Raw genomic sequence first — 26456 nt, forward strand, 5'->3', positions numbered from 1 at the left:
CGTCCAGCGGCCTGGTGCGATCGGGGCTTGGTCGTGGTGGGTGACCACGGGCAGGAGAGTGCGGCGGCCGGTCCGCCTCCCGCCGGCAGGGCGTACTGCGCCCCACCCTGGGGAGCCCGGTCGCACCGGCGGCTGGGCCCCACGTTTTGCTCGGTTGGCCGAGACGGAAACACCGTCCCCGCTCCGAGGAATCGGGGACCCACCGCCGGATCAGACGCTCCAACGCCCTCACAAGACCTGCCGCTCCGGCAGATCGTCACGTGCGACTGCAGTACGGTCTGGCAACTGTGTCGGCAGTGCCGAATCCGATGCAGCGTGGCTACTTCACATCTTTGGCCAGGACGGCGACGGCTACCTTGCCCACCACCGTCGTCAGGACGTAGTTGGTTGAGCTGCTGAATGCGACACCTACGCCGGCGGGAATCGCCTTGGCCATCGCCTTCTGGGTGAAAGTGATCGACACCCGCTTGAACAACTGCTTGATCGTGACCAAGGCCGGCCCTCGCAGGTACTGATAGACCAACTTCTCGGCGATCTTCATGACCGCTGCCTTGCCACCCTTTGACGCCATCTGTTCCACGGAACCTGCCAAGGCGAGCACGAAGGCGAGGTGCTTCTTGTCCTCATCGCTCAGCTCGGTCTCGTAGACCTCGACCAGGCACATGCACATGTCGATCTGGAGCTTGAGTGCCGCGGCGATATCGGTGATACCGCCGCCCAGGACGGCGACCGCTGTCCCGACTCCTGGAATCACACTCGGGGCTGCAGTGACCGCACCGGTGACTGCCGAAAGTTTGGAGTACCGGCCAATTATCTTGGCTGCGATCCGGCGCTTGTCCTCCAGGGTCTCAGGCTCCCGCTCGAACTTGCCCTCAAACGCCGTACGGTACCCGCCGACGATCTCAGCGGCCGCCTGCGGTGTGATGGCGATCAGCTCGACGGCCTTCTGAAGCCGAGACTCTTCGAGCTCGTCCTGCGCGTGGTTCATCGTTTCCCCTCCCGATCCGCTGCGACATGGCAGCGGAAGATCCCTTGCCCCATCGTCAAGGAGCGTCTTGCCGCTCCAGCAGGTCGCCCCGGCCGGCACTTCCGGCCGGGGCGTACACATCAGACGTCGTCGTCCAGACCCTCCTCGCGGCGGATCATCCGCCAGGCGGCCTTGCGGGCGCTGCGGTCCAGACTGGACTTGAAGCCCTTGTCGGGGCCGAAGTACTGGCGGCCCATGCCCGCAATGGTGTCGATGTGGTCGGCCATCTTGTCCGCGAAGACGTTGTCGAAGACGAGGCCGAAGTTCTCCTCGTCGTTGACGACGGCCGCCGCCCGCACCTTCGGGTCGGCCTTGGCCTCCTCGAACGGCCGAATGACGTCCTGCTCAGTGAACTCGGTGCCGAAGCGCTCGTTGAACTTGTCGATCAACTGCGAGAGCAGCGACTTCTCCGCCTCTTTGGCACCGCCCGAGCCGTCACCGAAGCCCTGCATCGTCGTCGGCCCCTCGGAAGTGAGGGAGACGTCGTACTCGCCAGTCTTCTCCACCCGCATATGGCTGAGGTCGATCTCGCCGATGTCCACGCCGCCGTCCGCCCGGCGCGGCAGCCGGTTGAGGAGGTAGCGGCCGTAGAGGTGCAGTCGCTCCAACTCAGCGTCCTGGTACGGAACGATCTGCGCGAGGAAGCCGTACTTCCTGACGTAGTCGTTGAGAGCGGCGCGGAAGTCCTCCGCGGCCTCCTGGTCGTCCGTGTCCTCGCTTTCGAGCAGGGGCGTGAAGCGGGCGACGGCGGGGGAGAGCAGCCGGTACAGCTCGGCGTGCAGCTTCTCCCACTTGGACTGTGAGCCCGCGGCCTTCTCCTTGGCGGCGAAGTACGCCGCGGCGAACTCGTCCATCTCCTGCCCGGACAGGATCGCCGCCTGCATGACCCGGCTCTGCGCTGTGTAGAGCAGGTTGGGGTCGGAGGGGAGGGTGTTCGCCTCCTCGAAGTACGGGCGGAAGGAGTCCTGTATGTCGTTGGCGTCGTTGACGAAGTCCAGGACTGCCAGGTCCGCCTGGGTCTTGCGCTCGGCGGTCCGGTTCAGCCGGGATAGGGTCTGGACGGCGGAGATGCCGGTCAGTGACTTGTTGACGTACATCGTCGTCAGCAGCGGCTGGTCGAAGCCGGTCTGGTACTTCTCCGCCACGACCAGGATTCGGTACTCGCGCTGGCCCGCACCGCCGGTCCGGGCGGCCTTGTCGTCGGCACGCGTGTACGCGAACGCCTTCGGCAGCGCGCTCTCCGACAGCCCGCCGTTCTCCTTCGGCTCGGTGGTCTCCTCGCCGTCGACCGTGAGCGAGCCGGAGAAGGCGACGAGGACCCCCAGGTCGGGGTACTTGGTGTCGTAGTCCCGGTCCTTGATGTAGCTCTTGATCGCGCGCGCCATTTGCACGGCGGACTGCCGGGAGGCGGTCACCACCATGGACTTGGCCCGGCCGCCGAGACGGCCCCGGCTGTGCGCCACGAAGTGCTCCACGATTACCTGGGCGTGCTGGGCGACCGTGGAGTCATGGGTGAGCGCGTACCGGGCGAGCAGGCCGTTCGCCTTCGACGGGTCGACCTCCCGCTCGTCGGGGTTCTGATTCACCAGCTTCCAGTACGTGTTGTATGTGACGTAGTTCCGCAGCGGGTCGAGGATGAAGCCCTCCTCGATCGCCTGCCGCATGGAGTACGTGTGGAAGGGCCGGTAGGCCGCCTTGCCGTCGATGTCCTGCAGTGTGCCGAAGAGTTCGAGGGTCTTGGCCTTCGGTGTCGCGGTGAACGCGAAGTAGGAGAGGTTCGCGGCGCGGGAACGCTGCTCGGCCCTCTTCTTAAGCTGCTCGTCGAGGGTGGCGGCGTTGGTCTTGACGGTAGTCGCGCCCGCGTCGTCTGAGTCGGAGTCCAGGCCGAGGTCGCGCAGCGCGGACCGTACGGCGGTGGCGGCGTCGCCGGACTGCGAGGAGTGCGCCTCGTCCACGATGATCGCGAATCGGCTGCCCTGGATCTCCATGGGGTTGCGCTGGAGGTAGTCCAGCAGTGCCGGGAAGGAGTGCAGCGTGACGGTGACGACCTTCCCAGTGTCGCGGGAGAGGGCCTTGGCGAGCTGCTCGCCCTTCGCCCCATACTTCTCGTCGATCTTCACGACGAGACCCGCGGTCTGCTCGAAATTGCCGACCGTTTCTCGGAGCTGGGCGTCCAGGTTGCGGCGGTCTGTGATGACGATGACCTTGTCGAACACCGGCACGCCCGGCTTGAGGCCCTTGGCGATGGCCTCGGGATCGAGTTCGCGCGGGTCGGTCGGGGTGTGCAGGTCGCTGAGGCGGTGCGCAAGCCAGCCGATGGTGTTCGACTTGCCCGAGCCGGCGGAGGCCATGACCAGGTAGTCGTGCCCGGCGCCGTGGGTGGCGGCGTGCGTGGTGAGCTTCTTGACCACGTCCCACTGGTGGAACCTGGGGAAGATCATCGTCTTGGTGGTGCCGCCGCCGGGCGTCTTGCTCTTGTGCAGGTGCACGAATCGCTGGAGCAGGTCCAGCCAGTTGTCCGGCTGCCAGACCTGCTCCCAGAGGTAGGAGGTCGCGTACGTGCCGTAGGCGGTGGGGGCCGGGTTGCCGGCCCCGCCCGGTTGACCGGGGCCATTGGAGCCGGTGTTGAAGGGCAGGAAGCGGGTGTTCTTGCCCTTGAGCTGGGTGGCGACGAAGACCAGGTCCGGGTCTACGGCGAAGTTCGCGACGACTCGGCGCGTGAAGATCAGCTCGGTGGGATCGCGGTCGGTGCGGTACTGCTCCTTGGCCAGCTCTACCCCCTGCCTGGTGAGCGGGTTCTTCAACTCGGCCGTGGCGACGGGGATTCCGTTGAGGAAAAGAGTGAGGTCGAGCTTGTTGCCCCAGTCGGCCTGCTTCGTCGCATACACGAGTTCGCGGACGACGGTGAGGCGGTTGGCCCGGTATCCGTCGAGCACGGAGTCGTGGGCGACGAGGTTTGGCTTGAAGTAGGCGACGCGGAGCAGGACGCCTCGGTCCTTGACGCCATTGCGGAGGACATCAAGGAGCCCGTTGGTGGCGATGGCCTGGTCGAGGCGGCCGGCGAACCCGCGCTGCGCCTCGTTCGGGTCGCCGCCGTAGACGGTGAGCAGTTCGTTCCACTCGTCGGGCTGGGTCGCACCGATGAAGGTGAAGAGTTCGTTGGTGTCCAGGCCGAGGTCGGCCTGGTAGTCCTGTGGCCGCGCCTCGCGCCAGCCGTGCTCGACCATGGCGGCGACGATGGCGTCACCGAAGGCGGACTCCGTGTGGATGGGGCTCATGGTTAGGCGGAGACTCCGTCCGTTACGTTGCGGCCGCTGGCGATGGATACGTCGAATTGGCCGGTTACGGCGGCGGTGATGAGGGCTTGGCGGCGTTCGGCGAGCAAGTCAGCTTGCTTCGCCGTAGCTGCCCGTAGCCTGTCAGCATGATCCAGCGCTCTACTTACTCGATCAACGATTCGACGCTGCTTATCGAGATTCGGATAGTAGATGCGCAGCTTCAAGCAGTCGTGAACTCGCATGTGCGAGTGCGCGGCACCATCACTTGCTAGTTCGAACTGCCGCTTCATGAAAGAACTCAAAAAGTTGAACAAGAGAAATTCGGGGATCGCGCGAAGTGGGTTTGGGCGGTACAACATGACTTGTTGCCCAAGGAATACAGGCGCATCAGAAGTGAGGAGTCCAGCTTCACCGACGGGAGCTTGCCTGGTGAACAGAACGTCGCCGACCTGAGGGGCGCCACGCCGATTCCACTTTTTGAACGTCTCTTCTGAGACCCGATAGGTATCGTCGAGGCTTACTTGCCCATCCCGGACGTTAGATGTCCGGAGCATGCGGTATGGAGTCTCGCCGACTTCGATGGGGGCAGTCTTGTTGACACAGTCCAAGACCAACTCGCATGCGCTGGTCACAGGTGCAACACAATCACGAGAAAGTGCCCCAAGTTCCGCGTCAATGACGGCTGTGCGGCGAGCCGATGCCAGCTGCCCAGCCTTTCTCACTAGGCCTTCAATCTGGCTCATCCGAGTGGTTTCGACGTCGAGGAAGTCGGCAATGCGACGCTGCTCATCCAGAGCTGGGGCGGGGAGGAGTACGTCGGCCAACGTAGATGCGTCAAAGGCTGTCGAACGCTCACGAATTCCCTTTGCGAGAGTGCTCACGTATCCGTTGAGCGCCATAGTGCGCAATGCGTATGCAATGTATCGCGCATCCATGCTTGCGTTGGCTCGATAGGTGTGGACGACTGGCGATGACTTTCCGTCGGAGTCTGACACGCCGATAGCCCCGGCAAACCCATCCATGCCATGTACTACAAGGTCTCCAACGCGAATTCCTTGATACCCGATCTCCTGGATTGCATTTGTGAAGCCCCCGGTACGCCTCCGCTCTCGGAGGGTCACCTGTCCGTCACGAAAAGCGGTCACGATTCCGTCTTCGGGGCGCACGTCTCGCCGCTGTCGATGCAGTAGCCATCGGGCACGCTCTGCACCCCAGTGATCAGGGATTACGCCCAGCCCGGGAATTGTCGTCATCCTGTCACCTCACCCAGCAGCGCCTGGATCTCCGCCTCCAGCGACTTCAACTCCGCGTCGATCTCCGCCAACGGCCTCGGCGGCTTGTACACGTAGAAGTGCCGGGTGAACGGGATCTCGTAACCGATCTTCGTCTTCGTGTGGTCGATCCACGCGTCCGGAACGTGCGGCAGTACCTCGCGCTTGAGGTACTCCTCGACGTCCTCGCTCAGCGGCACGTTCTCGTAGTCCCGCAGGTCCCCATCCGGCTCCGGCGCGCCCTTGACCTTCTGGACCTCGCCCTCCGGGTCCCGGACGCCGATAGTCTCCCGTACCGCCTTCGCGAACGGCGCTCCCGTCGGCCACGTCAGGCCAGCCACGACCACCGCGTCTTTGAGGGCGATGAACGCTTCGGACTTCGTCGTCCAGGACGAGCCGAGCAGCGTACGCACCGCCGCGACGAAATCCTTGCTTCGCTCCAGCTTGGCCACGGGCTTGGCCTCCGCCAGCGCGGACAGCGTCTCCTCGGTAACCTCAAAGCGGAGCTTCAGCGGACGTTCGACCGTGATGCGCTGGTAGCCGAAGTCCTCGTTCTTGAAGACCTTGACCTTGCCGTACAGGGGGTGCTCGGGGTCCTTCACGACCTGGAGGGCTTCCGCGTACAGTCGGGTGATGTCGCCGATGTGGTTGGGGCGGCCGTTCGTCCCGTCGCCCAGTTCCTTGCGCTTGTCACCGAGCGACTTGCGCATCCTCACCCACTGGTCGCGCGCGTCGAGCAGGACGACCTTGCCCTTGTGGTCGGCGTCCTTGCGGTTGGTGAGGATCCAGAAGTACGTGGAGATGCCGGTGTTGTAGAAGAGCTGGTCCGGGAGGGCGACGATTGCCTCCAGCCAGTCGTTCTCCAGGATCCAGCGCCGGATGTTGGACTCGCCGGACTCGGCCGCGCCGCTGAACAGCGGCGACCCGTTGAAGACGATGGCGAGGCGGGAGCCGCCCCCGCCGTTCACGTCCACCGGCTTCATCTTCGAAATCATGTGCTGGAGGAACAGCAGCGAGCCGTCGTTGATGCGCGGCAGGCCCGCGCCGAAGCGGCCGGCGTCGCCGAGCGACTTGTGCTCGTACTCGACCTCCTCCTTGACCTTCTTCCACTCCACGCCGAAAGGCGGGTTGGCGAGGATGTAGTCGAACTTCCGGCGGGCGTGGCCGTCGTCGGAGAAGGAGTTACCGAAGGCGATATGGTCCGGGTCCTGGCCCTTGATCATGAGGTCGGACCGGCAGATCGCCCAGGACTCGGGGTTGAGCTCCTGCCCGTAGACCTCGACCGTTGCGTCCGGGTTGAGGGCAAGGATGCGGTCGTCGGCGGCGCTGAGCATGCCGCCCGTGCCGCAGGCCGGGTCCAGGACCGTGCGGACGACGCCCGGCAGGCTGAGAGCGTCCGCGTCGGGCGCCACCAGCAGGTCGACCATCAGCTTGATGACCTCGCGCGGGGTGAAGTGCTCACCCGCGGTCTCGTTGGACTGCTCGGAGAAGCGACGGATCAGCTCCTCGAAGATGTAGCCCATGTTGTGGTTGGGCACGATGTCGGGGTGCAGGTCGAGGTCGGTGAACCGGCCGATGACCCGGTAGAGCAGGTTCGCGCCGTCGAGCTTCCTGACCTGCTGGCTGAACTCGTACTTGTCGAGGACCTCGCGGGCGTTGTCGGAGAAGGCGCCGATGTAGATCTGCAGGTTCTTCGCCGCGTTCTGCGGGTCGGCCGCGATCTTCTTGAGCGTGAGGTCGCTCTTGTTGTAGAAGGAGTGGCCCGAGGCCCTGCGCAGAAAGTGGTCGATGTCCATCTCCTGGCCCGCGAACCTTTCGACGGTTTCGACCACCTTGTCGCGCGTCGGCTCCAGGACGCATTCCAGGCGGCGCAGCACGGTGAACGGCAGGATGACCTTGCCGTAGTCGGACTGTCGGTAGTCACCGCGCAGGAGATCTGCGACGGACCAGGCGTGGTTCGCCAGCTCCGTGTGCTTGCTGCTGTTCAAGAGGTCCTGGCTTCCTTCCGAAAGAGCACCGTCCGGGCGTGGGACGGCAGGGATTCAGTGTGGTCGTGTGCGGTGGGACGCGTGGGGCGTTTCAGACAGAACGGCTGCCCGGTTTGGCCGGGCCGCCCGGGCTGTCCGGTGGCAGGAGCACGCCGGCAGTCAGGCCGGTGGTGAGGGCCGTCGCGGTGTCGGCGGCCAGGTCGGCGGTTCGGCGGACGGCCGCGCGCAGTTCGTGCACGCGGCGGAAGGCCTCCCCGTAGCGCCGCTGTTCCTCCAGGGGCAGCAGCGGCACGCGTAGGCGGCCCGGTGTGATGTGCACATGGGTGCTGCCGGTCGACGCGGAGGCGATGTTGTCCTCGGCGCCGAGGAACCCGGCCAGGAACCACGGGTCGAGGCGGGCGGGGTCGGGGCGCAGGAGGTGGATGTGCTGACCCAGCAGGGCCCCGGCGTCCTGGTCGTCCGCCACCCGGGTCATCGCGGCCGCGTCGCCGCCGCCCGCGACGGCGCGTACGAGGACGTCCCCGGCTGCTACGGGTTGCGCGGCGTCCGCGTGGATGTCGACAGCCGTACCGGACGGCGGGCTTCCGGCCGCGATGTCGCGGGCGGCGAGGACCGGCCGCTCCACGGTGGGGGCGCTGGAGCCCTTGGAGCCTCGTGTGCCGGGCGTCGCCGCCCGGAGCACGGTCAGGGCTCCGCCGCGTGCCAGGTCGGAGACGGTCGCCGTACGCCACTCGCGGGCCGAGGCCCCGGACGGCTGCCACCCATCGGACGCGGAGGAGGCTGCCAGCGCGGCGACCTGCTCGGCCAGCTGCTTGTGCAGGTCGTCAACGCGGCGGGCCAGGGCGGCCGGGTCGATGTCGGCCGCGGTCGCCCGGACATGGCGGGCCGGGGTGACGTCGACGACGTCGTCGAGGAGGTCGACGAGCGGCACCGCGCGGGCGATGCCGGGCTCGTCGGCGTAGGTGTCGGGTGCGGTGGTGAACGCGGCCCACTGGCCAAGGACCCGGTCGGTCAGCCCCGCCCAGTCGAAGGCGGCGGTCGAGGAAGAGGCAGCGGAAGAGGACGAGCCGGAGCGGCGGGGGCGTGAGCAGCCACGCGTGCCGGCGTCGGCCGTGGCCGTGTCGGTGGCGGGCGTTGTGCCCGGGGTGCCGTCCCGCTGCTCGCCCTCCCCGTCGACGAACAGCACCGTCGTACGGTCCGTGCCGCCCGGCTCGGGACGTTGAAGCACCCAGATCTGAAGGCCGATGTGGAGCGGATACGCGGCACGTGCCGGAAGGGAGACGACGGCGCGCAGGGCCCCGCCGCGGATGAGTTCCGCGCGGACGCGGCGGCCTGAGGAACGGAAGGCGAGCGCTGGCGGTAGAAGCATGACCGCGTGGCCGCCGGGCTCCAGGTGCGCGAGGGCGTGCTGTACCCAGGCCAGTTCGGACTCGAAGCGCGGCGGAAGTCCGTACGCCCATCTCGGGTCGTAGGCCAGCTCGTCGTGGCCCCAGTCCCGGTCGGCGAACGGTGGGTTGCACAGGACGGCGTCCACGGTGACGTCGGGGAAGGCGTCGTGGCGCAGGCTGTCGCCGACGCGGATCGCCGTCTCGGCCTCGGGTGCGGCGAGCAGGAGCCGGATTGCCGTGCGTCGGCCCTGGACGGGGAGGGAGTCCTGACCGAACAGCTCCCGCGCGCCCTGCTGGGCGGCGGCCGCCAGGAGCGTGCCGCTGCCGCAGGCGGGGTCGAGAACGCGGGACGTGTCGGCGGGTAGGAGTCGTGCCATGAGCAGCGCCAGGCCCTTAGGGGTCTGGTAGACGCCGCTGGCGGCGCCTTCATCCAGTTCGCGTTCGGCCAGGACGTCGGCGGCGGCCTGTGGCCCCGCCTCGCGGACGCAACCCAGCAGCGCGCGGACCGCGCCCGCGTCGTCCGGACCGTAGCGGACCGGTTCCGCCTCGGGCAGGGAGGCCGGAAGCTCGCCCGCGGTCTTCTCCGCTCGGGCGATCAACTGGTCGTCGGGTAGGGCGGCGAATTCGTCCAGCTCCTCCGGTGCGCGGCGGGACACGGCCGCCACCAGCGGGAACAGCCGTGCGGCCACTCCCGAGCCGGGTCCCAGCAACCGGAGCGCCGTACGCAGTTCCTCGGTCGGCGCGGCGGCGGAGGTGTGACCGCGTCCACGCAGCCATGCCTGGACGGCCGGCAGGTCGTAGAGCGGGCTGGTTTCCGTACCCGCGCTGGGGGCGGGGAAGTCGTCGTGGCGGCGACGCCAGTTGCTGACGGTGGCGCGCGTGACCCCTGCGATACGGGAGATCTCGGCGGCCGTCACATGCGCTGAGGGCGCCGGTCGGGCGGGTGGCTGCTGGGGCATGGCGTGGGGTTCCGCACCTCTCGGGCCAGTCGGACGGGGACGGTTAACACCTTACAACAGTTGCCAAGCCCGTCAAGTCGTTTGACGGTGCTTTCACGGCTGTGCTTATCTGGTTGTGGTTCCGAGTGGAAGCGTGATGCTGACCGCGTGAACTGCACTGTGGCGCGCCCTGTCGCCGTACAGCGGCACGTCCCCACCGGCAGGTGTCGGTGTCCGCCCCGTCCTCCTCAGCAGCATCCGGACCCCCGGGAGACAGCACATGACCGTGACGGAACAGCCCCAGCCGAACGCGGACGAACCCACCGACCCCACTCGGCCGAACCCCGCCGACCAGCCTCCGCCCCTGGCCGATCTGGTGCGGACCCGTCTGGGCGCGGCGGCACTCACCGAGCCCGTGAAGGCGCTTCTGAAGGAGGCCCTGGGCGAGGACGAGATCCGTGGAACCTCCCCGGTCGGGTGCGTCTACCTCGACTCCCTCACCGTCAACGGCTTCCGCGGCATCGGCCCTCGTGCCCGGCTGAGCCTCAGCCCCCGCCCGGGCGTCAACCTCGTCGTGGGCCGCAATGGTTCCGGCAAGTCCAGCCTCGCCGACGCCATCGAGGTCGGCTTCACCGGCTCCCGGGCCCACCGGCCGGGCCAGGACGCCACGCGTGGCGGCCACTGGGCCAACCTCCACAACGCTGAAAGCCCCAAGATCGAGCTCAAGCTCGCGATCCAGGGCGACACCGGTAACAGCACCCTCACCCGCACCTGGACGAGCGAGGAGTTCGGCAGCTCCGAGGCCACCTTCAAGCGCCCGGGCCACGGAGCCGTCCCCCTGGCGGAGGCCGGCTGGGACACGGCCCTCGCCGACCACCGGCCGTTCCTCTCGTACACCGACCTCGACCTCATGCTCAACGGCAAGCCGTCCGAGCGGTACGACGCGATCGCCACCATCCTCGGCATGGACCTGCTCTCCACCGCGACCAACAGGCTGAGCGCACGGGAGAAGGCCCTCACCGCCGCCGTGAAGGAGACGAAGGACGCCCTGCCCGGTCTGAAGGACGCCCTCTACGCGCTGGAGGACGACGACCGCGCCGTACGGGCCCTGCTCGCCGTGGACACCACGGGAGCCCTGGACCTCGACACCCTCGACCAGCTCGTCGCCGGTCTCCCCCCGGCCGACGACAGCCGGCTCGCCGAGCTCCAGATCGAGGCCGGGGCACACGGGCCCGACCTGGCGGAGGTGGGGGAGGCCGTCCAGCGGCTGCGGATCGCCCTCGCCGACGTGGAGGACCTCCACGGCACCGACGCCGAGAACGCCCGGCTGCGCGCCGACCTGCTGGAGAAGGCCCTCGCCCACGTCGACCGGCACCCCGACGAAGACGTCTGCCCGACGTGCGGAACGGAGCGGACTCTCGGGCGGGAGTGGTACGACCGCGCCTCCCGGCAGGTGGCGGAGCTGCGCCACGAGGCGAAGACCGCCGAGGACGCGCACGCCGCCGTCCGGACGCGTAAGCGGAACCTCCAGAACCTCATCGAGAACCCCAAGCGGATCCCCGCTGCCCTGGCCGACCCGTGGAAGGCGTGGACCGACTGCCAGCAGATCACCGACCCCGTCGAGCTCGCCAGGAGCGCGGAGGATGCCGCCACGGTCCTCGCCGACGCCTGCGACACCGTCAGGACGCACGCGGTCCGCGAGTTGGAGGAGCGCGACGAGCGGTGGCGCGCGCTCGTCACCCGGCTCGCCGCATGGGCGGACAAGGCGCGTGAGGTCGAACGGGACAAGTCCCTGCGGACCGACCTCGGCAAGGCGGTGAGGTGGCTCAAGAGCCTCTCCACCGAGCTGCGGGAGCAGCGCATGGAGCGCTTCACCGACGCCACGCAGGGCATCTGGGAGCGCCTGCGGCAGGAGAGCAACGTCGACCTCACGGCCGTGAGCCTGAAGGGCAGCGAGAAGGCGAACGTCCGTAAGCTCGTCATGGCGGCCTCCGTCGACGGCCAGGACGCCCCGGCGCTCGACGTCATGAGCCAGGGGGAGCTGCACTCCCTCGCGCTCTCCCTCTTCCTGCCGAGGGCCACGACCGCGGACAGCCCGTTCGGCTTCCTCGTCATCGACGACCCCGTGCAGTCGATGGACCCGACCAAGGTGCACGGACTTGCCCAGGTGCTGCACGAGATGGGCCGGCACCGGCAGATCGTCGTGTTTACCCACGACCCTCGTCTGCAGAAGGCGTTCACCGACCAGGAACTGCCGGTCACGGTCTTCCAGGTGACGCGGGGCGAGGGGTCCCGCGTGAAGGTCGCCTGCGTCGACGACCCAGTCGCACAGGCCATCGGCGACGCCCGGGCCATCGCCGCCACCCCGGACCTTCCGCCCGGGACGCACAGCCACGTGCTGCCCGGCCTGTGCCGCATCGCCCTGGAGAACGCCTTCCTGGAGGCCGCGTGGATCCGCCACCACCGCACCGGCGGATCGGAACACGACCTCCAGGCCGCGATCGACAGCGCGGAGAGGTTCCAGGAGGTCGCGGCCTTCGCCCTCTTCGGCGACGTGAGGCGCGGTGGCGACGTCAAGGAGGAGATGCGCCGCCGCTACGGAAGCCCGGCATGCTCCCTGATCCAGCAGTGCCAGAAGGGAGCCCATCCCGACGGCGCCTCGATCCCCAACCCCCACCGCTTCGTCACGGACGTCGACAACCTGGCGCAGAAGATCCGCAAGTCGGAGGTGACCGCATGACCACCCCTTCTCCTGTTTCCGTCGAAGGTCTGCTGCTGGCCGCCGACCGCCTCCTTGACGGTGAACTCGCCGAGGCCACCACCGCCGGCAGGCACCGCGGCGCCTGCCTCGCGCTGCGGACCGCGCTGGAGATCCGCGTCGACCGGGTGCTGGAAGCCGCGACGCCCGGGCTGTCCCGCACCACGGGGCGCGCCAAGCTGCTCCTCCTGCACTCCGTCGTGCCGGCGGAGACGGCGCGACGGGCGAAGGCCCTCTGGTCCCAGCTGAGTCTGGGGTGCCACTACCACCTGTACGAGCTCGGGCCCACGTACGACCAGGTGCAGGCCTGGCGGACCGAGGCTGACGACCTCGTCCGAGAACTAATCCACTGACTGTTCGTCACCGTCCGGTTTCTGATAGTTGTTTCAGCGGGGTACGGGCACATGCCCGTGGCGGTGTCCCCCGGCACCGCAGGGAGGACGCACATGAGCACCACCACTCGGGACGAGATCCTCGCCGGCGAGCAGCGGGCGGTGGACCACGCGTACGACTGCTACACCACGAAACTGGCCGAAATGAGCGGCACTTCGGCCGCCACCGCCTCGGCGAGCGGCAAGGACGGGATCGCCAACCGGGCCGAGGCGGAGGCCCGCGCAGCGGCGTACGGAGGGCTCGGTGACGAGGCGCTGGTCTTCGCCCGCGTCGACGCGTCGGAGGACCCGGGCGGAGAGGCCCGGCCCTGGTACATCGGACGCCGCAGCGTGCATGACGCCTCGCACGAGCTGGTGGTGCTGCCGTGGACCAGCCCCCTGGCGAAGACCTGGATCGAGGCCCGGCCCGAGGACCCGGGCGAGGTGGTCCTGCGCCGGCAGCTCCGCTGCGTGCGGCAGGTCGTCGAGAGCTACTTCGACGAGATCTCCTCGTCGGCGTCCGTTCCCGCGCCCTTGGTCATGCCCGAGCCCGAGCCCGAACTCGCCGCCGTACCAGAACCCCGCAAAGCCGCCGACGACAGCGTGGCGGAGGAGACGGAGGCGCTCCAGGGCCCGGAGCGCGCGCCCGCCCCCACCCCCGGTGACGTCGTGCGGCGGCAGCGGCGGAAGGCGTTCCAGCCGGACGACTTCCTGCTGCGGGAGCTCCAGCGGTCGCGCGGCGGTCGGATGCGGGACATCGTCGAGACCATCCGCCGTGACCAGATGGAGCTGGTCACCGGCTCGCCCTCGGACATCCTCGTCGTGCAGGGCGGCCCCGGTACCGGCAAGTCGGCGGTCGGTCTCCACCGGGTGACCTGGCTCGTCAACAACGATCACTTCAAGGCCCAGGACATCCTCGTCATCGGCCCCCACCAGCGGTTCCTCGACTACGTCGGGCAGGTCCTGCCCACCCTCGGCACCCGGGACGTCAACGCCGTCCAGCTGGACCGGCTGTGGGAGGGCGAGATCCTCGGTGTCGATTCGCCGAAGGCGCGTCTCGTGAAGTCGGACGACCGCATGGCGGCCGTGCTGCGGCGTCGCGTCGAGAGCGATTACCGCCCCGAGGCGCTCGACGCCCTCACCGTCGAGCCCTCCTTCGAGGGTGACGAGCCCGCGATCGTCGTCACCGCCGGCAGTACGACCCTGCGCGTGCCGAAGTCCGAGGTCCTCGCCCTCCTCGACCGGGCCCACGCCGGCGAGGGGCCCTTTAGGGAGCGGCGCGACCGTTTCCGCGGCCTGTTCGTCGACCGGCTCCTGCAGGGGCTCGCCGACATCGCACCGCGCCGCGGGCAGGCCGGCACGATCCGCCGCGACCTGGAGCGCAACCACCGGGTCGAGCGCCTCGTCGAACGCGTCTGGCCGTCCCCCGGCCCCCGGGAGGCCCTGCGCAGCCTCTACGACTCGGCCGACCTCCTGCGGGACTGCGCCGACGGCGCCGACGCCGATCCGTGGACCCTCGACGACCACGTCTGCCTCGAAGAGCTCCGCGTGCTGATCAGCGGCGACACCCCACCGCGCTACGGCCACATCGTCGTCGACGAGGCCCAGGACCTCACGCCCATGCAGGCCCGCTCCCTGCGGCGGCGCTGTGCCGCGGGCGGCTCCATGACCGTCCTGGGCGACCTCGCGCAGGCGACGGGCGCCCACATCCCGACGAGCTGGGATCTGCTCGGCGCACTCCTCTCCGACCACGGCGACTGGAGCGTGGCCCAGCTCACCACCAGCTACCGCGTCCCCGCCGAGATCATGGAGTTCGTCGCCCCTCTCGCGCACGCGATCGCCCCGTCCCTGCCGTACCCGCAGGCCGTCCGTGAGGCGGGAGCGGACGCCGTACGGACCGTAGCGACCGAGCCGTGGAAGCTGCTCGACGACACCGTCGACCAGGTGGCCCGACTCGTCGACACCAGCGACGGCAGCAACCCCCGCTCCGTGGCCGTCATCGTCCCCGACGACTCGGACTGGCTGGACGCGATCAGCCGCAGGATCGCCGAGGGCGACGCCATCGGCGAGCAGCACCGCGAGGCCGTGTCCGTACTGGCCGCCACCCAGGCCAAGGGCATGGAGTACGACCACGTCCTGGTCATCGAGCCCGCCACCATCGCCGACCGCGGCCCCGCAGGACTGCGCCAGTTGTATGTGGCCCTCACTCGCAGCACCCAGAGCCTCACTGTCCTGCACACCGCCCCGCTGCCGGCGGCGCTCACCGCCTCCGCGGACGACACCGAACCCGCGGCACCGGACGCCCGGCCGACGGGCGCGGCGGAAAGCCTTCCCCGGATCGGCAGCGATGTCCGGGTCGAGGTCGTGGGCCACGTCTCCGGCGGCCGGTACAAGGTCAGGCCGTTGTCTCCGGTGATCGGTCGGCCGCTCGTGCTCACCGTCCGCCAGGGCTCGGTTCCCCCGCGCCGGGGTGACGAGCTGGACTGCTGGGTGTTCGCGAACGACACGAGTCAGACGGTGCTCACCGCCGATCAGCGTGGCCGGTCGCCCATCTCGGAGCGGATGGCGGGGCGCTATCTCGCGGCGCTGGCCGTGCTGGGAGAGCTGACCGGCAGCGACGGCGACATTCCCGAGGCCCGCAGCTACCTCTCCGAACTCCAGGGCATGGCCAACCGCATCCTCCGACGTGACCAGGCCGACTGGGTCGACGTACTTCACCTGTTCGGTGATCCGGACAGAGAACGACTCGGGGTTCTTCGAGACCTTGCCGCGACAACCAACCGTGCGCTCAAGGAGGGAACTTTCGACGCAGGTCGGCTCGCGGAGGAACTGGGCGCCTCCGGCTGGGCAGGGCCCCTCGCCGAAGCACGACGAGAGCTTCAGGAGCGCTTCGGCACGGAGACGAAACCGAACTCCGACGGCGCGGTCCCCGTCGCCCCGCCGCAACCCGATCAGAAGGAAGAAGCACAGATGACCACCGCGGACACCACCGCCGCAACACCGGCCGTGACCACGAAGGACGGCTTCCTCCGCGTGCTGGAAGCGGCTGCCGATGCCGACCGTACGTGCAAGAAGCACGAGGCGGTCCGCCACGCGCTGAAGTCGGCACTTCTCTGGGCGGGCCTCCAGCCGGCCGACTCCTCGGTCGTCGACGTAAGCTGCGTCACCCAGCACGGTCTCTTCCTCTACGAGGCCCTGGGCGCAGGCCGCTCCACCTACGCGGACCTGCGATCAGGCGCTACCCGCCTGCTCGAGATCAACCACACGCTGCCCGCGCCGGCCGACGGTCTTTACCTCGTTCTCTCCGAACCGCCCGCCGAGGACTGGTCCGTGGACACGATTCGTGACGTCTTCCGCGTCAATGTCATCTGGCGCAGCCCGACCGGCTGGGGCGGCGAGAACGCGGACACCGCCTTTGGCTCCTCCGGGGCGAGTGATCACCAGTAGCCGTCGTTCAGTTCGCTCCTGTGCCTGCTGGAACAGATGAAGCGGGCGCAGGTGATACCGCGTGGGTTGGGAGTGAAGTAGAGCAGTCCTGATGCCCCGATTAAGTGCTGGCCCCGGCAACCAGGGGCACAACTCGCAGGCGCTCAACAAAGAGAGATGGGGCCGTCGGGAATCCACCCCTCGATGTATCCGGTGGTCAGCGGGACGATGCCCTCAGGGTGGATCTCCCGCCTCCGTCTTCGTAGGTCCGTGACACCCCATCGAGCGTGTGTGGGTGATCTCTGCTCGATTGCCGACCCCTCGGCGTCGCTGATGCGGACGATGAAGACGCGTACCGCCGTCACGCGATCGAACTCCCAGTTGTCGCCGGCGCGCGACTGTCGGAACCCGTAGACGGAGCCAAAGCGCGGATGCGTCAACCCGAACTGCTCGTCAAGGAATCGGACGGCCGACTCCATGTACCGGGCTCCGCTTGTCATGCGGACCTGCGGGACGGTCCAGCCGCCGCAGCACCCGCCGCACAGCAGGAGTTGGCGCTGGTCGTCCAGTAGGAGGAGATAGACGCGGCGGTCGAAGCGGGGCCAGGGCACCCAAGGGGCAGCAGGAAGGGTCACATCTCAAGCCTCACGAGCCGCTATTTGAGTAGCAACTTCTGGGCCGTCGGATGGGTGAGCTGGCGTATTCAACGGGATGGGCTGAGGTGCTTCAGCCAGCGCTCCGAGTGGCAGCCTGTGAACGGCGTGAGACCTGGCGCTACCTGCGCGAACCTGGAAACGCGTTGGGAAAAACGCCCTGGCGCGTTCGGTGGCCTTCCAGCGCATTCGCCCTGATCTGCGGCGATCTAATTTCCTACAGATCCCACGAAGGCGGGGGCTTGCCGAAAACCGTGCCGGAAACCCCGTGAGGATGCCGGGCGGGATGAGGCAAACGCCCTGGTCATGCGAGCCTTTGGCGGTGCCGGGGCAGAGATCCCGAAGGATGCCTTCCCGGGCAGGCGCACTGGAGGTCGACTGACCGCTAACAGCGTAGCGGATGGGGATCGCGGAGGCCGCCCCCCTGTTGCCGCTGTGCGCCGCAATCCCCTCGCGCCGCCCGTCGGTACGGCTCCTGGGGTTCGAGCCCGGCCTCGGAAAGCCCGAGGGCGGCACCCCTCCCGGGATGCCGCCCGTCGATGCGTACGGTCGCGCGGGGACGCGTCCGTGTCAGAGCGAGCCGGCCGGCATCCGCTCCCGCGGTGTGGCGTCCTGGTCCGATGCGCCCCAGCATTCCACCTCGCCGCGCAGGCCCGGAACCCGGTCCTTGCGGAAGACCGGGTCGAGGCCCTGGCGGCGCTGGTCCAGGTAGTCGTCGAGGAGGCGGAAGGCGACCGCGCCGAGGGGGATGATCGCGATCAGGTTGACCAGGACCATCGCGCCCATCGTGACGTCCGCGAGGCTCCAGACCAGGGGGACGGAGCCGATCGCGCCGAGGACGGCGCAGGCGATGACCAGCGCACGGTACGTGCTCATCACGCCCTTGCTGCGGGTGATGAACTGGATGTTGGACTCGCCGTAGTAGTAGTTACCGATCATGGAACTGAAGGCGACCATGAAGACCACCAGGGTCAGCAGGTGACCGGCCCAGTCGCCGAGCGCGCTGGTGAAGGCGGCCTGTGTGACGTCCGCGCCGCCGCGCTCACCGAGGGTCGGGTTGGCGGAGAGGATCACGAAGGCGGTCATGGTGCAGATGACCAGGGTGTCGAAGTAGACGCCGAGGGTCTGGACCAGGCCCTGCTTGACCGGGTGCGTGGTCTCCGCGGCCGCGGCCGCGTTCGGGGCGGAACCCATGCCCGCCTCGTTGGAGAACATGCCGCGCCGCACGCCCTGCAGGATGGCCGTACCCACGGCACCGCCCGCGACCTCGCGGAAGCCGAAGGCGCCGCCGATGATGTCGCCGAGCATGCCGGGCACGTTGCCGAGGTTGAGGAGCACGATGACCAGGCCGACCAGCAGGTAGAGCGCGGCCATCACCGGGATGATGACCTTGGTGACGGCCGTCAGGCGCTTCACGCCGAAGAACACCGCGAGCGCGAGCAGCGCGGCGAGCGCGACGCCGAGGACGGGGTTGAACCAGGAGGCGTCCGAGCCGAAGGAGCCCTTCGTGGCCACCGTGATCGTGTTGGACTGCACCGCGGTCAGGACGAACCCGAACGTCAGCGTGATCAGCACGGCGAAGATCACGCCGAGCCAGCGCATTCCGAGCGCCCTCTGCATGTAGTAGGCCGGGCCGCCTCGGTACGTACCGGGCTCCGTGTCGCGCACCTTGTACAGCTGGGCCAGGACCGACTCGACGAACGCCGAGGCGCCGCCGATCAGGGCCATCATCCACATCCAGAAGACGGCTCCGGGGCCGCCCATGGTGATCGCGGTGGCCACACCGGCGATGTTGCCGGTGCCGATCCGCGCGGCGGCGGAGATGGTGAAGGCGCCGAAGGGGCTGACGCCGGACTGCGGCTTGTCCCCGAAGACCCGGAACATTTCCGGGATCAGGCGGATCTGCACGCCCTTGGAGCGCAGCGTGAACCAGACGCCGGCGACGGCGACCAGTGGAATCAGCAGGTATGTCCAGAAGACGTCGTTGAGCTCGACGACCCAGTTTTCCAACGTGCCCATGCGGATGTTCCCGGTTCCTTGTGAGTCGGGGAATCGGCCCGGTCTCCGCGTACGCGTACAGGTCGTGTACGGAGCGGAGGGGTGGGCCGGACGGCGCGGAGCCGAATACTCCGCAAACGAATAAGGACTGTAGGCCGGGGTGGCTGCCGCTGCCTACGGCCTCCGAAGTGGCCTATCTCATACAGGGCCGATATGAGGGGGAAGTCCTTCGCCGCGGCCTTCGTCGGGGCTGGTCAGTGATGCCCGCTCCGCCGCCCGGAACCGGTGCCGGCTTGGTCCACGAGCGGACCGCGGAGGATGTCGAGGCGTACCGCCGTCCGGGGCCGCGCATCGGTTGCGGCCGCGGCCGACGGCCTCGCCGCGGTGGAGGCCGCCGCCGCGACCACCGGCGGCCGGGGCCGTCACACCGTTCCGGGCTCGTCCGACGAGACGGTGAACAGGAACGAGAGGGCGTTCACCGTCGAGCGGGCCTTCTCCAGGGCTTCGGCGGCCGTGGGGGCTGATGCCCTGGCACGGGCGATGCGGGCGAAGGAGCCGTGGCCCGTGAGTTCCGAACCGGGCGTCAGGAGCACCGCGATGTCCGGGTTGCGGGTGACCGCCTCCGCGTCCGCCGGGCCGACGAACGTGCCCTGGGCCTTCGGGGCCGTGTACCAGATCGCCTCGCACCGCGGCGCGCGGTCCGACCCCAGGATGGCCCGGATGTCCGGGAGCACCTTCTCGCCGAACGTCTGCCGGGTCTGGAAGTCGAGCATGTCCACGCCGACGGCATCCTTGACCAGGTTGAAGATGTCGTCGCCGCCCACCCGCAGATGCGTCTCGATGATCTTCGGACCCTCGTCGGTCAGCACGATCTCGGTGTGAGTCGGACCGAACTCCACCCCCAGGGCGTCCAGCACCCGGGTGACGTGGGACCCGATCGCCTCGCGGTCCGCGTTCTCCAGCGGGGCCGGCAGGACGTGGCCGAGCTCGACCATGTTCTCCGGGTCCGAGTACTTCCGGGTGACCGCCACGACCACGTGCTCGCCGGCCTCCGAGAACGCCTCCACGCTGTACTGCGGCCCCACGTGGTACTGCTCCGCCAGGACGCCGAGCCGGGTGATCCCCGGGAAGTCCCCGGTCGCCCTGCGGTACGCCTCCGCCGCCTCCTGCGGTGAGTGGACCAGGGTGACGCCGAAGCTCGCCGTGCCCGCCGTCGGCTTCACGATGAAGGGGTATCCGGCGCGCTCTCCGAAGGCCAGCAGGTCCTCCTCGCCGTAGGCCCGGCCGGCCGCCGTGTCCTCGACGCCCGTCGCCCGCAGCCGCTCGCGCATCGCGTGCTTGTCCTGCACCAGGGACACGGTCTCGGGCTGGTGCGTCGCGACGCCCAGCGCGGCCCCCACGGCGGCGGCCCGGTCCTGGTCGTGCTCCCAGAACGTCGTGATCCGGGTCACCGGCTCCAGGGCGTGCACCGCCCGCGCCAGGGCGAGGACCTCGTCCATCGGGCCGTCCTGGCGCACGGCGACGACCCGTCGGTAGTTGCCGGACTCCGTGATCCTGGCCAGGTGCTCGGGACGACAGATCACCGAGATCCGCGCCGACTCGTCCAGGACGCGCAGACGGGCGGCGAAGTCGAGCTTCGGGCCGATCGCGAACATCAGGAAGTGGTCCGAGGGCGGCGTCGGAGCGGAATCCGCCGCCGGAGCGAGGTCGGTGAGGGGGATGGGGCCGGTGGGGGCGGTGGGGTCCGACATGGCGGGTGCCTGCCTTTCTTGGCTGCGGGCTGCGGGCTGCGGGCTGCGGGCTGTGCTCTGTGCTCTGTGGACTGTGTTCTGTGGTCGGGTGTCGGGTGTCGGGTGTCTGTGGTCAGGGGGTGGGGACGGGGTGTGCCTGCGGCCGGCTCGTGGTGCCGCCCCGGGGCGCGGCAGACGGCTCCGCCGCGGGCGGCTTCCTGGCGTACGGTCGTGCCGCCAGCGAGAACGCCGCCGTCGCCGCCGCGAACAGCGCGGCGATCACCAGCCAGCCGGCCGTCCCCGCCTTCAGCACGAACGCCGTCATCAGGAAGGGCCCCACGATCAGCTGGGCGCTCATGCCCATGCCGAACACGGACAGGTACTGCGGCCGCGACGCGGGGTGGGCCATCTCGTACGACAGCTCCCACGCGGCCACCGCGTGCAGGTTCTCGCCGACCGTCAGCGCCACCACCGCCAGGCCGACCGCCACCAGGGCGACGGCCACCCCCCGGCCGTCCGCGGCCGCGAACAGCACACAGCTCAGGACCAGCGGCAGACAGGACAGCCGCAGCAGGCGCAGCGATCTGGTGACGCCCTGGGCGAAGCGGGACACGTACACCTGGAGCACCACCGTCAGCACGGTGTTGACGGCGAGGACCACGGAGCTGGCCCCGCCGGGCAGGCCGGCCTGCTGGGTGACCCACAGCGGTACGAGGATGAACAGGATCGAATCGTGCAGCAGGAGTACGGCGTTGGCGAGCGCGGCCGTCAGGAACCTGCGGTCCCGGTAGGGGGAGCGGGCGGGGTGGGCCGCTGCCGGCTCCCGTCCTTCGGCGGTCGGGCCGGTCGCGGGCTGACCGGCCGGAGCCGGATCGGCGGCGTCCCGTGCGACTGCGGCGTCCGGGACCGGGCCGGCCTGGGGCGGCGCCGGGCTCCGGTGCGGGGCCCGGAGCCCGGACGTGTCGCGGGCCGCCCTGCCGATCAGCAGGGCCACCGCCACGAACGCCAGGCCGTTGAAGCCGAAGAGCGCCATGAACACGGGACGGGAGCCGGATGCCTGGACGACGGCCGCGAGCAGGAAACCCGCGGTCATGCCGATGTTGCTCACCGCGCGCAGCGACGCCATCGTCCGGGTGCGGCGGTCCGCCGGTTCGAGTTCGCCCACGATCACCTGGAGCAGCGGCATCGCCGCGCGGGTGGCCGCCGTGATCAGGCAGGTGACGACGAAGTACCCGGCGTAGCCGTCCACGAAGGCGTACGCCACGAAGCCCACCGCCCGGAGCAGCGTCAGGCCGACATAGACCGGGAGGGGCCCGATCCGGCCCGCCAGTGCGCCGGTCGGCGCGGGGCTCAGCAGCCCGATCACGTTGGCGACCGTGAGCGCGCCGCCCACCGCCACCGCCGGGATGCCGACGATACCGACGAAGTAGAGCGTGGCGGCGGCGAGGAACATGCCGACCGCGACCGCCTCCACCGCCGAACCCGCCGCGATGATCCGGCCGTTCCGGGACGCCGGGAGCAGATCAGCCAGCATGCTGCACCCCCGGGTGCGAGAGGGCCTCTTCGATCAGCCGGAACGGCGGACGAGGCGTCAGGTAGAAGTGGTCCCCCGGCACGGTGTGCTGCGTGAACGGGCCCTCGGTCGTCTCCGCCCACGCTGCCGCGGCCCACGCGGGGACCTGCGGGTCCGCGTCCCCCGCCACGGCGGTGACGGGGCAGGTCAGGGGTGTTCCGGGACGGTGGACGTACGCGTCGAACATCCGGAAGTCCCCGCAGACGTAGGGGAGGACCAGCTCGCGGAAGTCGGGATCCGCCAGCAGTTCCGCGTCCGTCCCGCCCAGCTGAATCAGGGCGTCCGCGATGGCGTCGTCGTCCATGTCCGCCGCGCCGGTCCCCTCGGGGTGCGCGAGCTGCGGTGCGCGGGCCCCGGAAGCGAACAGGTGCGCCACGGGCGTGCCCTCCGCCTGGAGCAGGCGCGCGGTCTCGTAGGCCACCACGGCCCCCATGCTGTGCCCCAGCAGGGCCACGGGCCGGTCCAGCAACGGCCGCAGGGCGGTGGCGATGTCTGCGGCCAGCGTCAGCAGGCCGGTGGGGAGCGGTTCCTCCAGCCGGGCCGCGCGTCCCGGGTAGCGCACCGCGTGCACCTCGTGGCCCGGCAGGCCCTCGGTCCAGGCGCGGAAGAAGGCGGCCGAGCCTCCGGCGTGCGGGAAGCAGACGAGCCGGTACGCCGCGTCGGGGCGCGGGGCCGGGCACTGCAGCCAGGGGGTCATCGGCGTTCTCCCGCCGGGACGAGGGAATCCAGCAGGGCCGTCTGCCCGGCCAGCGTGGACGCGGTCATCAGCGCGCGGACCGGGACGCGGACGCCCAGGTCCTCTCCCAGCCGCCGGGCCAGCCGGACCACGAGCAGTGAGTCCCCGCCGAGGTCGAAGAAGTCGGAGTCCGCCGACAGGTCGGACCAGCCCAGCAGTTCGGTCCAGCGGGCGGCCACCGTCGCTGCGGAAGCGGAAGCGGAAGCGGAAGCGGAAGCGGACGTGGGCGTGGGCGTGGGCGAGGACGCCACCGCCACCGCCACCGCCGACGTCGCCCCTGATGCCGATGCCGCTGCCGGAACCGGGGCCGGAGCCGGAAGTGCCGTCGGGGCCGGAGGCGGCGTCTGCCCCTCCGCCGTCGGCGGGTGCGGTGCCATCGCGGCCGGGCTCCTGCGTGCCCCGGCCGCCGCGGCCAGCAGACGCGGACCCGCGAACACATGGCCGGGCAGGTGCGCCGGGCGGCCCGGTGCGGTCAGCGCGGCCGGGTCCAGCGGCAGGCCCCGGGACCACAGGTCTGCCAGGGCGAGCGCGGTCTCCGCTGCGGGGCGCCCGGTACGTCCCGCAGCGAGCGGGACCGCGGTCAGTCCGGCCGCCTCCGCCATGCCGCTCAACGCCTTGCCGGGGCCCGTCTCGATCGCCACGGCACCGGGGAAGGCCCGCGCCACGGCGGCCAGCCCGGTCGCGAACCGTACGGTGGCGCGGGCCTGTTCGGCGAACGAGCCGGGCTCGACCGTGCTGCCCGCGGGCAGCAGTCCGCCCGTGACGTTGGAGAGGTAGGGCAGCGTGGGCCGGCCCAGCGCGAGCCCCCGTACCGCCTCGCGCAGCCGGACGGCGGCCGGGTCGAGCATGCCGGTGTGGAAGGCGTGGCTGGTACGCAGTCGGCGCGCGGTCCGCCCGTCGCCCAGCCATGCCTCGAAGGCGTCCACGGTTTCCACCGGGCCGGCCAGCACCACGCTCTCGTCGGTGTTCACGGCGGCGAGCTCCAGGCGGCCGTGGGCGTGACCGCTCGCCGTCGAGGAGGCGAACCGTTCCGCCAGGTCCAGCGCCCGCTGCTCGCCCGTCGCCAGGGAGACCATCGCGCCCGGCGGGCACTCCTGCATGGCCCGGCCCCGTACGGTCACCAGCTCGGCGGCGTCCGCGAGTCGCAGGACACCGGACAGCGCGGCGGCCGTGATCTCGCCCAGGCTGTGTCCGGCGAGCGCCACCGGGGCGGGGCCCAGTGCGGTGAGCGCCGTCGCCGCCGCGTACTCGACGCAGAACAGCGCGGGCTGCGCCAGCTCCGTACGGGCCAGTTCACCGGCCGGGAAGTCCGTCGCGAACAGGGCGGACCGCAGCCTTGCCGCCGGCGCGGGGCCGAAGTGCGCCAGGCACTCCTCCAGCGCCTCGGCGAACCCGGGCAGCGCGTCCCGCAGCGGCAGGGCCATGCCCGGGTACTGGCTGCCCTGGCCGGGCAGCAGGAGGACCACGGGCGGCGGTGACCCGGCCGCCCGGACGGGGGCGGCCCGCAGCGCCTTTGCGAGCTCGCGGTGCGTGCGCCCCACGACGGCCGTGCGGTACGGGAGACGGGGCCGCCCGGTGGCCAGGGTGTGGGCGACGTCGGTGAGCGACACGGCGGCCAGTTCCTCGGGCAGCCGGTCGGCGAGCCGCCGGGTGGTCCGGCCGAGAGCCTCGGGGCTCGCGGCCGAGAGCAGGAGGAGGCGGTCGCCCGCGCGGTCCGGCTCCGCCTCGCCGGTCGGAAGCCGGGGTGGTGGCTGCTCGACGATGACATGGGCGTTCGTGCCGCCGATGCCGAAGGAGCTGACTCCCGCGCGGCGGGGGCCGGCCGGTCCGCCGGACCAGTCCTGGCGTTCGGTCGGCAGGCGCAGAGGTGAACCCGCCTGCTCCAGAAGAGGGTTGAGCGTGCGGAACCCGGCCACCGGCGGCACCTGGCCGTCGCGCACGACCAGCAGGGCCTTGACGAGCGAGGTGAGGCCCGAAGCGGCGTCGAGGTGGCCGATGTTGGCCTTGACCGCGCCGAGCGCGATCTGTCCCGGTCCCGCGCCGAGCTCGCCGAGGACGGCCGAGGCCGCCGACCACTCGATGGGGTCGCCGACCCGCGTTCCCGTGGCGTGCGCCTCCAGATAGCCGAGGGAGGCGGCGTCGATGCCGGCGGCGGCGAGGGCGGAACGGATGACCGCCTCCTGGCCGGTGGCCGACGGGGCCTGGTAACCGGCCTTCGCGGAACCGTCGTTGTTGACGGCCGTGCCGAGGATGACCCCGTAGGCGTCCGCGCCCTCGGCGACCGCGTCCTCGTACGGGCGGAGCACCACGGCGACCACACCCGATCCGGCGAGCGTGCCGTCGGCCTCCGCGTCGAAGGGCCGGCACTCGCCCGACGCGGACAGGATGCCGCCCGGCAGATGCACGTGCCCCGTCTGCGGGAAGTCGACGGCCGCCGCGACGACCACGGCCTGTTCGCACTCGCCGTTCAGCAGCGCCTGGACGGCGAGGTGCACCGCGACGAGGGAGGAGGAGCAGGCGGTCAGGACGCTGAGGGCGGGGCCGGTGAGGCCGAGCCGGTAGGCGATGCGCGTGGCCATGTAGTCGGGCTCGTTGGCGCGCAGGGCCTCTTCGACCCCGGCCGCGTCCAGCGTGCCGGACGTGAGCATCGCGCGCAGGTACGCGCTGCTGCTCGCCGAGGCGTAGACCCCGGTGACCCGGGACTCGGAGGTCGGGTCGCACCCCCCGTCCTCCAGTGCCGTCCAGGCCGCCTCCAGCATCAACCGGTGCTGGGGGTCCATGAGTTCGGCCTCGCGCGGGCTGATCCCGAACAGCTCGTGGTCGAACCGGTCGGCGTCGTCGAGGAGCCCCCGCACCGGTACGTAGTCCGGGTCGTCGAGCACCGGGGCGGCCTCGCCCGCGGCCAGCAGGCCCGCCCGGTCGAGGCGACTGGTGAGGATCTCCCCGCGCAGCAGCGCCTGCCACCAGGAGGCGATGTCGGCGCTGCCGGGGAAGCGTCCGGCCATGCCGGTGACGGCGATGTCCAGGGAGCGGTCGCGGTCCGGGTCCGGTCCGGCGGTCAGGTCGGCCGCCGGACCGGGGGCGGCGTGCGGACCGGGGAGGGGGCCCGCCCCGGCGGGGGTGGGCGGTGCGGGGAAGGCGTCCGGGCCGGTGAGGGGGTGCGGTGCGCCGGGCCTGTCGGGCGTGGGCCCGTCGAGTGCGGGCGGTGCGGCGGTCATCAGGCTGCTCCTGCTCGACGCGGCGGCGGCGGGCGCGGGCGGCGCGCTCCTGCCGGGCCCGCTGCGCGCGGCCGGTGTCCGGGGTGGCGGGGCCCGTGCCCGC

14 protein-coding genes are annotated in these 26456 nt (G+C 70.2%); 3 read left to right on the top strand and 11 right to left on the bottom strand.

Translation table 11 applies throughout. The annotated features are described in order from the left end of the window. Window positions 1-319 precede the first annotated feature (319 nt). From KME66_RS19930 to KME66_RS19950, 5 genes are all read right to left on the bottom strand, one after another. Complete coding sequence (locus KME66_RS19930; RefSeq protein ID WP_089115549.1) at window positions 320-988, bottom strand: hypothetical protein; 669 nt, start codon at window positions 986-988, stop codon at window positions 320-322. A 119-nt stretch (window positions 989-1107) separates the two neighbouring features. Further along, window positions 1108-4305, bottom strand: a complete 3198-nt coding sequence (locus KME66_RS19935; RefSeq protein WP_216324265.1) for a type I restriction endonuclease — start codon at window positions 4303-4305, stop codon at window positions 1108-1110. Window positions 4306-4307: 2 nt separating this feature from the next. Further along, window positions 4308-5327, bottom strand: coding sequence for a restriction endonuclease subunit S (locus tag KME66_RS19940; RefSeq protein WP_216324268.1), 1020 nt, complete (start codon window positions 5325-5327; stop codon window positions 4308-4310). 227 nt (window positions 5328-5554) lie between these two features. Further along, window positions 5555-7564, bottom strand: coding sequence for a class I SAM-dependent DNA methyltransferase (locus KME66_RS19945; protein WP_216324272.1), 2010 nt, complete (start codon window positions 7562-7564; stop codon window positions 5555-5557). 91 nt (window positions 7565-7655) lie between these two features. After that, the gene (locus KME66_RS19950) at window positions 7656-9869 is read right to left on the bottom strand and encodes an N-6 DNA methylase (protein ID WP_216329495.1); all 2214 of its coding nucleotides are present in this window, start codon (window positions 9867-9869) and stop codon (window positions 7656-7658) included. Between the two features lie 301 nt (window positions 9870-10170). Between KME66_RS19950 and KME66_RS19955 the strand changes: the two genes are divergently transcribed. The 3 genes from KME66_RS19955 to KME66_RS19965 all read left to right on the top strand — a co-directional run bounded on the left by KME66_RS19955 (window position 10171) and on the right by KME66_RS19965 (window position 16466). Beyond that, window positions 10171-12630, top strand: a complete 2460-nt coding sequence (locus KME66_RS19955) for an AAA family ATPase (protein WP_216324275.1) — start codon at window positions 10171-10173, stop codon at window positions 12628-12630. Continuing rightward, window positions 12627-13001, top strand: a complete 375-nt coding sequence (locus tag KME66_RS19960; RefSeq protein WP_216324277.1) for a hypothetical protein — start codon at window positions 12627-12629, stop codon at window positions 12999-13001. Before KME66_RS19955 ends, KME66_RS19960 begins: the two co-directional genes overlap by 4 nt. Window positions 13002-13094: 93 nt before the next feature. Further along, window positions 13095-16466, top strand: coding sequence for an ATP-binding domain-containing protein (locus KME66_RS19965; RefSeq protein ID WP_216324281.1), 3372 nt, complete (start codon window positions 13095-13097; stop codon window positions 16464-16466). Window positions 16467-16609: 143 nt separating this feature from the next. Here the strand turns inward: KME66_RS19965 and KME66_RS19970 are convergent, their stop codons facing one another. From KME66_RS19970 to KME66_RS19995, 6 genes are all read right to left on the bottom strand, one after another. Continuing rightward, complete coding sequence (locus KME66_RS19970; protein WP_216324284.1) at window positions 16610-17080, bottom strand: hypothetical protein; 471 nt, start codon at window positions 17078-17080, stop codon at window positions 16610-16612. A 588-nt stretch (window positions 17081-17668) separates the two neighbouring features. Beyond that, a complete protein-coding gene (locus tag KME66_RS19975; RefSeq protein ID WP_216324287.1) occupies window positions 17669-19117 on the bottom strand; it encodes a sodium:alanine symporter family protein in 1449 nt (482 codons plus the stop codon). Between the two features lie 401 nt (window positions 19118-19518). Beyond that, a complete protein-coding gene (locus KME66_RS19980) occupies window positions 19519-20847 on the bottom strand; it encodes an acetyl-CoA carboxylase biotin carboxylase subunit family protein (RefSeq protein ID WP_216324290.1) in 1329 nt (442 codons plus the stop codon). A 112-nt stretch (window positions 20848-20959) separates the two neighbouring features. After that, window positions 20960-22360 (bottom strand): MFS transporter, encoded by a 1401-nt coding sequence (locus tag KME66_RS19985; RefSeq protein WP_216324293.1) that lies wholly within the window; start codon window positions 22358-22360, stop codon window positions 20960-20962. After that, the gene (locus KME66_RS19990) at window positions 22350-23096 is read right to left on the bottom strand and encodes a thioesterase II family protein (RefSeq protein WP_216324296.1); all 747 of its coding nucleotides are present in this window, start codon (window positions 23094-23096) and stop codon (window positions 22350-22352) included. The genes KME66_RS19985 and KME66_RS19990 overlap by 11 nt, the downstream gene beginning before the upstream one ends. Beyond that, window positions 23093-26353 (bottom strand): type I polyketide synthase, encoded by a 3261-nt coding sequence (locus KME66_RS19995; RefSeq protein ID WP_216324299.1) that lies wholly within the window; start codon window positions 26351-26353, stop codon window positions 23093-23095. The genes KME66_RS19990 and KME66_RS19995 overlap by 4 nt, the downstream gene beginning before the upstream one ends. Window positions 26354-26456: the final 103 nt, after the last annotated feature.

This window comes from Streptomyces sp. YPW6 (assembly GCF_018866325.1).
Classification (GTDB): domain Bacteria; phylum Actinomycetota; class Actinomycetes; order Streptomycetales; family Streptomycetaceae; genus Streptomyces.

Bases quoted from the DNA above. Each gene is read 5' to 3' on its own strand.
- KME66_RS19930 (WP_089115549.1), bottom strand. From the start codon at position 988: ATGAACCACGCGCAGGACGAGCTCGAAGAGTCTCGGCTTCAGAAGGCC.
- KME66_RS19965 (WP_216324281.1), top strand. From the start codon at position 13,095: ATGAGCACCACCACTCGGGACGAGATCCTCGCCGGCGAGCAGCGGGCG.
- KME66_RS19960 (WP_216324277.1), top strand. From the start codon at position 12,627: ATGACCACCCCTTCTCCTGTTTCCGTCGAAGGTCTGCTGCTGGCCGCC.
- KME66_RS19985 (WP_216324293.1), bottom strand. From the start codon at position 22,360: ATGCTGGCTGATCTGCTCCCGGCGTCCCGGAACGGCCGGATCATCGCG.
- KME66_RS19940 (WP_216324268.1), bottom strand. From the start codon at position 5,327: ATGGATGGGTTTGCCGGGGCTATCGGCGTGTCAGACTCCGACGGAAAG.
- KME66_RS19980 (WP_216324290.1), bottom strand. From the start codon at position 20,847: ATGTCGGACCCCACCGCCCCCACCGGCCCCATCCCCCTCACCGACCTC.
- KME66_RS19955 (WP_216324275.1), top strand. From the start codon at position 10,171: ATGACCGTGACGGAACAGCCCCAGCCGAACGCGGACGAACCCACCGAC.
- KME66_RS19935 (WP_216324265.1), bottom strand. From the start codon at position 4,305: ATGAGCCCCATCCACACGGAGTCCGCCTTCGGTGACGCCATCGTCGCC.
- KME66_RS19995 (WP_216324299.1), bottom strand. From the start codon at position 26,353: ATGACCGCCGCACCGCCCGCACTCGACGGGCCCACGCCCGACAGGCCC.
- KME66_RS19990 (WP_216324296.1), bottom strand. From the start codon at position 23,096: ATGACCCCCTGGCTGCAGTGCCCGGCCCCGCGCCCCGACGCGGCGTAC.
- KME66_RS19975 (WP_216324287.1), bottom strand. From the start codon at position 19,117: ATGGGCACGTTGGAAAACTGGGTCGTCGAGCTCAACGACGTCTTCTGG.